Here is a 7,599-nt window from a genome sequence, read left to right on the forward strand (position 1 = left end):
CAGACGCGACGTACGTCGGACTGCTCTACCTGTACGGCGCCGACTACCAGTTCACCCTTACCGCGCAGCATGCCGGCTGAGTACCCCGTCCAGGCCGTCACCCAGGAGAGGAACACATGTATCGCAGCAGCAAGTTTGCCGTGGTCGCGTCACTCATCGGCGCCGCCGCCCTGTTGAGCACATCGGCAGGCCTCGCGCATGCCGGCACCAATGACCCGCTGAGCGGCGACCAGTGGGGCCTGAACCAGGTCCACGCCGAACAGGCCTGGGCCACCAGCACCGGTAGGGGTGCTGTCGTCGCCGTCGTCGACACCGGGGTGGACCTGGCCCACCCCGATCTCGAGAGCAACCTGGTGGCCGGCGCCACGTTCACCGGCTGCGCCACGACGGGCCAGCCGTGCGGCAACGGTGACTTCCGCGGTCCGGACGGACAGAACAATGGCGACGAGCACGGCACCCACGTCGCCGGCATCGTGGCCGCCGTCGCCAACAACGGCACCGGTGTCGCCGGAGTCGCGCCGAACGCCAAGATCATGCCGGTCAAGGTGCTCGAGGAAGGCAGCGGCACCTTCGAGGACATCGCCGCCGGCATACGGTGGTCGGTGGACCATGGCGCCGACGTGATCAACATGAGTCTCGGCGGGCTCGCGGGAACGCAGGTCATCACCCTCACCGGCCTGGAGTCGTCGGTGACCGAAGCGATCAAGTATGCCAACGCCCAGGGCGCCTCGGTCATCGCCGCCGCCGGGAACTCGGCCACCGGGGTCTGCAACAGCCCGGCGTGGGAGCCCGGCGCCATCTGTGTGGCTTCGACCGACCGCAACGAGCTGAAGAGCTGGTTCTCCGAACTGCCGAACAAGCTCGACCTGAAGGCCGTCGCCGCTCCAGGGGGCGCGGGACTGACCTCGTGCAGGGACGACATCGTGTCCACCGTGCCGGTCGGCACCGGATCCGCGTCCTGCGGCCAGAAGGACTACGACTACTACGCCGGCACGTCCATGGCCACGCCGCACGTAGCGGGTGTCGCCGCCCTGCTTTTCGCACAGGGCCGGACGCTGGCCAACGTCGAGGACGCACTGCTCGACACGGCGCGCCAGCCGGGCACCGGGATGACGGGCGTCTACTCGCCGGCCTACGGCTGGGGCATCGCGGACGCTGCTGCCGCCGTGAAGTACGCAGGCGCTGCCGCCGGCAAGGGCGGGAAGAGCGGTACGGAGAAGCGCTGAACCGGATCGCTCTCCATCGAGTGCGTGGGTCGGCCACCCGGGTATCCCGGGTGGCCACCTGGCCTTCCACGGGCTCCCAGCGCTCGGTACGGCCCGACAGCCCTCCGATCCTGCCCTGACCGGCGAGTGCGAGGCCCTGGTACGCCCGACACAGCATCGCCAGATCGGGCTCACCCGGCGAGCGGCCGGAGCGACCGCTTCCGCGCAGCGGCTCGGGGCGCTCTCCGCCGCGCTCCTGCGGACCATGGCGGACCACAAACTGAGGGACGGGGAGGCGAGCAGTTGCTCTTCACGGCCCCGCAGGGTGGACCGCTACGGGCACGCAACTTCCGTCAGCGGTTCTTCGCGCCGGCGGTCGTGAAGGCCGGGCTGGGGCACCTCAAGGTCACCCCGCACAAGCTGAGGCACACGGCAGCCTCGCTCGCCATCGCCGGCGGCGCGGACGTCAATGTCGTACAGACGATGCTGGGCCACAAGCCCGCGACGCTGACCCTGGACACGTACGGGCACCTCTTCCCGGACCGCCTGGACCAGGTCTCGAAGAGCGGTTAACCGGCGGCGCCAAGTCCTATGACAGCCGATGCTGTACTGCAGGCGGGGAGGGAGAACCAGTCCGGCAGAACCTCAGGGGGCTCATGCAATGGTCGACGCTTGTGGCGACAGCTGTGGGCGATCAGGATGACGACCCAGGTGCGCACGCGACCACGGCCCGGGACCGCCACGTGCCCGGACACCGCGCGGGTGAGCCCGCCTGGCCGGTGGTGTGTGCCACGAGCGGCCGGGGTACTCGGGGGTGCACGTGCGGGGCGCCCCGCAGGAACCCAGGTCGTCACGGCTCGACGGCTGCGGGGCACCCGGCCTTCCACATCCCTCCTGCGAGGCCTCCGATGAGCCGTCTCTTCTCGCCGCTCACCCTCCGTCGTACGACCTTCCCGAACCGGGCCTGGGTGGCCCCCATGTGCCAGTACAGCTCGGTCGACGGCTATCCGCAGGACTGGCATCTGGTCCATCTCGGCTCCTTGGCACGAGGCGGCTCCGGCCTGGTCATGCAGGAGGCCACGGCAGTGGAACCCGAGGGCCGGATCAGCCCTTCCGACGCCGGCATCTGGGATGACGGGCAGGCCGCCGCGTACAAGCGGATCACCGACTTCGTCCACGGGCAGGGAGCCATCGCCGGCATCCAGATCTCCCATGCCGGCCGCAAGGCGTCGACGGCACCGCCCTGGGAGGGTGACGTGTACGTCGAACCGGAGGCCGGAGGATGGCAGACGGTCGCACCGTCACCGCTGCCATTCGGCGACTGGCCGGCCCCGCGGGAGCTCGGCGCGGACGACATCCGCGCTCTGGTCCGGGCCTTCGGCGAGGCCGCCGCGCGGGCGCTGTCCGGTGGCTTCGAGGTCCTGGAGATCCACGCTGCGCACGGCTATCTGCTGCACCAGTTCCTGTCACCGCTGTCCAACCACCGCAGCGACGAGTACGGAGGCGATCTCGACGGGCGCAGCCGTTTCCTGGTCCAGGTCACCGACGCCGTACGGGCGCAGTGGCCGGAAGACCGCCCGCTGTTCGTACGCTTCTCGGCCACGGACTGGGCCGACGGCGGCTGGACCCCGGAGGAGACGGTCGAGCTGTCGCGGCATCTGGTGGCCCACGGCGTCGATCTGGTGGACATCACCAGCGGCGGGCTCGTCCACAACGCCCGTATCGAAGTGGAGCCCGGCTACCAGGTGCCCTTCGCCCGAACCGTCCGCGAGGGCGCGGCCCTGCCCGTCTCCGCGGTCGGCCTGATCACCGCACCGGAGCAGGCCGACCAGATCCTCGTGGATCGCTCGGCCGACGCGATCATGCTCGCGCGCGAACTGCTGCGCAACCCGACCTGGCCTCTCCGCGCGGCCCACGTGCTCGGTGACGACGTCCCGTGGCCGAAGCAGTACCAGCGTGGCCGCCCACGTCACCGCTGAAGCCGTCGTCGCCCGAGCACCCGGGAATTCGGCGCAAGACTATGAGGTTTCCTTCTGATATGAGCGATGAATTCACCAATGCCGCTTTCGCCGCGCCCCAGGGCGAGTCGATGCGGGCGCTGCTCGCGGCCGACCGTGTCGGGACGCTGCAGCAGATATCCGCCCTTAGCCGTGAGTACCAAGCGATCGTCGAGGCGAACGCACTGGTGGCCATTGACGACGAGCACGACCCGGAGGGCGCGAGTACGGCCTTCGAGCGGGCGCACGTCGCCGCCCTGCTGTCCCAGGCGCACGAGCATCTGAACGATCTCGATCGCGCCCTGGAACGGCTGGAGAGAGGCGACTACGGGCGCTGCGAGCAATGCGGTGAGCCGATCCCGACGGAGCGCCTCGAAGTTCGCCCGGCGGCGAAAACCTGCGTGCGCTGCGCGTCCGTAGCTCGTTGAAGGGTGCACAGTCGAGGACGCGACATATCGTCCTGCCCCAACTCGGCGTGCGGGTAGATGCCGAGTTCCTCCGCCGGCGGCCGTTCATCATCTGACCTTTCACCCGGCCTGACCAGGAGAAGACACGGCCTGGCTCATCGGATACCGCAGACCGCACCGCCGCTACGAGCGCAAGGCCGACCACCTCCTCGCTTACATGAGCACCGCCTGCACCCTCATCTGCAGACACGGATGGGCCACAGCAACTCGCGGGCCGCGCTGATCCACCAGCCCATGTCCAGCGACCGTGACCGGGCTGTCGCAGGCCGGCTCGGGGCCATGATCCGGGGCGGTGGAGGAGTGCTCCCGGGAGCGCCGGGGGAGACCTCGAACAGCGGTAGCGTCAGTACATGGCCACAACACCTGATCTGTGAAGGACCGGGGTGGGAGGTGCCCTCTCTCGCCCACCCGGCTGGTGAGGACCGCGAGTGTGCAGTCCTCTGCGTCGGCCGTCACGAGCAAGGAGGCGGAGACGGGGCGCAAGGTCGGCGTGTACGTCGACTACGAAGGTCATCGCACCCGTGGTACCCATGATCGGGACACGAAGCGGATCGACATCACGTGGGGGCCGCTCGCCGGACAAAGCTTCAGGACGCCAACTGGACCGGCTCGGGCAGCGGTGGCGCACTACAAGCCGGACGTCAACCAAACCGTAACGGCTGGTCGTTTTGGGTGCTCGATGACAGATCCGGCGAGTTCCTGCAGTCCATCCGGTACTCGACATGAGTTCGCCGCAGGCGATCTGCTGCGCGTCTTCCGTCCGTACATAGACGCCTGGGTGGTGCGGCGTAGTGGCACGCGTGTGGCACGGCGCCTGGAACGCCGAAGGGCCAGCTTGGGAGGGAATCCCTCCTGAGCCGACCCTTCTCTTTGTGCCCCCGGCAGGATTCGAACCTGCGACACCCGCTTTAGGAGTTCGATCCGAGCCTGCTACAGCTGCTGTCGGCGCCTGGCGCGACGGACGGACAGGGACGTTGGTGTACGTCCCCGTTCGGCGTCGTTGATGTCAGCCGTGGATGTCAGAAGCACTCAGAAAGGCGGGCTGCGAGGCCACGCTCTCTCGCCTCGGGATCAGCATCCGATCGCCTGCTCATAACGCAATTCCGCCAGGCAGCTGCGAATTCACTCCGGATGGATCTTAATTTCCGTCACATATGACCACACCTCTTCAAGGATCTCATTTTCCCATAGTCCTGTTATGCGCGAATGCAGGCGAATAGTTGCCAAGGTGAGCGCGTCTTGAACAAGGCAAACACCAATAAGCATGTCGACGTCGTCACCGATAGGCGGATATTCCCCTTTATAGTCTTCCTGGAAGATGAGGGAGGCGGGCACGCCCCATGCAGTTTTGAAATACTTTCGCCAGGCGAAGTCCGCGACTGGCGTCTCAAATTTGAGCCGTCGCAAGGGTGGGTCTTCGATGGCAAAGGAACCCACCATGCCAACTGAAGCCATGGCACCTACGAGGAACTGACAGTGCACCATCATCCAGCGCATTGGGTCCTGGCTGAGCTGATCTAACCATTCGTTCGTCAACTCGTCGTAATCGGCCTTTTGGCATGTGATTCGGGCTGATAGACGCCGGTAGGTGAGCGTGGCCTCCTCGCTCGGTAGGGCTGTGTCCTCCGGCACAAAGTTCAAAGGGGCTAATTCCTGTACCTTCTGCTCGACTGAGCCGAACTCAGGTAGCAGTAAATCGATTCGGGCGAATATCAGGAACTGTTGGGTGAGGTCGTATCGGCTCCAGACTGTGACCGCTAGTTCGGGGTGACGTTCTTCAAGTTCCTGAGCAAGCGCCAGCAAAGAAGGGTGCACTCCGGGATAGTTGAGAACGAAAGTCCACTGCTTCACCTGCTTCGGTATCTGCCAACATTCTTCGAAGCGGGCAAAGTCTGCCTTCATTTTGTTGCGGGCTTCGGTGAGCTTGAAATAGGGACTCGGCGAGTAGACGGCAAAGAAAAGACTCCGCGACCTAAGGAATCCGTCACATCCGAGGTCGCCTTCATTCCCGTAGGTAGCTGTGGCGATGTAGTCGTCACCGTGGATCGACCGCATCACTCGATCAAATAGGAGCTGGAATGAGGTTCCGTGAGTCCGACGGTATTCCACCTCCAGCTTGAGTCTGTAGGCATTCTTTATCCAGTCGGGTCGGTCTTCCAGCCACTCAAAGTCGCTTCTCTTCACCATGGCAGCTCCCGCTAGTCCGGCCTACAACGTGCTCTCACATTGCCCGGCCTGACAGGTGACCACACCGTCGGCGGAGTCTCAATGAGGGTGGCAAGCGCCGGCACTGGGGGGCAGCCTTGGCCCTCGCCCGAAGACGCGAGAGTGCGATGCCGGTGGCCGGATTGGACTGAGGTGCTGCACAGCCACAACTGATCACCGGCGGCCGTGACCTGCGGCCGCCTTATCGATCAACGTCCTGACCTGCTGCTGAGCTGTCGGTAGCTGTCGGCGTTGGTCATCGTTGAGCGCCTTTCCACGGCCCGAGGACGGCCCGGGAGGGCGCTCGTACGTTGGGCAAGACCAACCTTGTAGATGAGCTGATCTGGCGGTAGGTCGCGCCGATCGTTCCTGCCTCATGGGCGGTGTGCGGCATCCGCGTACACGGCTGCGGAGGGCCTCGGCTTTCGGGCAATGTTGCTGGTCAAAGGGCCTACAGCCACATAGTCGGCCGGGCCCCGTCCACGGATAGTCCACTGGGGCCTGACCACCGTCCTGGAATTTCGGCTACCCGTTGAGTTTTTCACCTTCGGCTAGCGGTCGCTGCTGTTACCAAAAGGCAACATTCCCAGCTCTGCGATCAGCCATTGCAGCCTCCGCTTTCGGCGGGCGTGCGGAATGATATTCAAAGGCAGTAGCTTAGAGACGCCCCCATCTTCTCCAAGGGTAAAAGCTGCTCCTGCTCGTTGGTATTGCGGTAGGCGGACTCCAACTTTTGCTGCCTCGATCGTGACTCTCAGCCATTCATGCTCATGATTCAAAATGTGCGTCCCAGGATTCGTTCGCCGAATGCATGGCTTTCCGAAGTATTGATTTTCTGCATACTCCATGCGTGGAGATTTTGCATAGTGCTCGGGCATGATGAGGATAGTTTTATGCAGCTTTCTGTGATGGCGAATCCGCTGCAGTTCCCAAAAGGTTCCCGGTTGGGCAGAGGGGACGATGACGATGAGTTCGGCTTCGCGAATCAGCAGGTCGACGAGCTTCTTCCAGTCCGCACTCTGCGCCCGTACCTGGGCTGATCCGCTCATCGCACCCCGATTTCCAACGCCCACGAGCTGGGATTGGGGATATAGCGCTCGCCGTAGCAGCTCTTCCAGATCAAGATGGTCATTGGGGGACGCTAAACTTACGCCACGCAGCAGAGGTTGCGCAGAAAATCGATCCTCTGTCATGAAAGCCCGAAGGTACAGAGTGATAGCTGCATGAGGCTCTCCCGCCTCAATTCGCTTCAGGGTTTTTGATGCTTCAACATTGCGCCGCTCTTGATCCCTCCAAACGTCTCTTTTGCTCGAGTGGTGAGCGGCGTAGTAGCCGCCGTACATCACGGGCAAGGAGAGAGCCAAGGCAGCGTCTGAGTGCCATACATTGAGGCCATGGGCGATCCATGCAGAGTAGGGGCTCAGCATGACTGCCCCGCATGTGTAAGTGGCGAGTGATGCTCGGATGACCTTCAGTCGACGCCAAAGGTCAATTTGTAAGGCACCCACGACCGGCGGCAGCGCAATGATTAGCCCGGCAAGAATGTTCATAACCTACCTCCCCAGACCCGAGACGTTACGAGAACTCCCCAGGAGGCGGTCGCCCAACCCTGGCAGCACCCGGCGCATTGACCTCGATCTTTCTTGATGGGCCGCCGACGGAGTCGGTGGCCCATCTTGTTGCTGGTGATGGAGGTTGGGCAGGCTGGCGGCCCGAGTGTCGTCT

Annotated in this window: 6 protein-coding genes; 4 read left to right on the top strand and 2 right to left on the bottom strand. The window is 64.4% G+C overall.

Going from position 1 to position 7,599, the window contains the following annotated elements; genetic code table 11:
• Positions 1-116 precede the first annotated feature (116 nt).
• The 4 genes from AB0L56_RS30050 to AB0L56_RS30065 all read left to right on the top strand — a co-directional run bounded on the left by AB0L56_RS30050 (position 117) and on the right by AB0L56_RS30065 (position 3,630).
• Positions 117-1,226 carry a S8 family peptidase gene (locus AB0L56_RS30050; RefSeq protein ID WP_365428878.1) on the top strand — a complete coding sequence of 370 codons (1,110 nt, stop codon included), beginning with the start codon at positions 117-119 and terminating at the stop codon, positions 1,224-1,226.
• 126 nt (positions 1,227-1,352) lie between these two features.
• On the top strand, positions 1,353-1,778 hold the full coding sequence (locus AB0L56_RS30055) for a tyrosine-type recombinase/integrase (protein ID WP_365428881.1): 426 nt from the start codon (positions 1,353-1,355) through the stop codon (positions 1,776-1,778).
• A gap of 335 nt (positions 1,779-2,113) precedes the next feature.
• Positions 2,114-3,184 carry an NADH:flavin oxidoreductase/NADH oxidase gene (locus AB0L56_RS30060; protein ID WP_365428884.1) on the top strand — a complete coding sequence of 357 codons (1,071 nt, stop codon included), beginning with the start codon at positions 2,114-2,116 and terminating at the stop codon, positions 3,182-3,184.
• A gap of 59 nt (positions 3,185-3,243) precedes the next feature.
• The gene (locus AB0L56_RS30065) at positions 3,244-3,630 is read left to right on the top strand and encodes a TraR/DksA C4-type zinc finger protein (RefSeq protein WP_365428887.1); all 387 of its coding nucleotides are present in this window, start codon (positions 3,244-3,246) and stop codon (positions 3,628-3,630) included.
• Positions 3,631-4,791: 1,161 nt separating this feature from the next.
• Here AB0L56_RS30065 and AB0L56_RS30070 read toward each other — a convergent pair.
• Together AB0L56_RS30070 and AB0L56_RS30075 are read right to left on the bottom strand one after the other, a co-directional pair.
• Positions 4,792-5,856 (bottom strand): hypothetical protein, encoded by a 1,065-nt coding sequence (locus AB0L56_RS30070; RefSeq protein ID WP_365428890.1) that lies wholly within the window; start codon positions 5,854-5,856, stop codon positions 4,792-4,794.
• Between the two features lie 569 nt (positions 5,857-6,425).
• Complete coding sequence (locus AB0L56_RS30075) at positions 6,426-7,424, bottom strand: hypothetical protein (RefSeq protein ID WP_365428892.1); 999 nt, start codon at positions 7,422-7,424, stop codon at positions 6,426-6,428.
• Positions 7,425-7,599: the final 175 nt, after the last annotated feature.

It is taken from the genome of Streptomyces sp. NPDC052079, from assembly GCF_040680275.1.
Classification (GTDB): Bacteria; Actinomycetota; Actinomycetes; order Streptomycetales; family Streptomycetaceae; genus Streptomyces.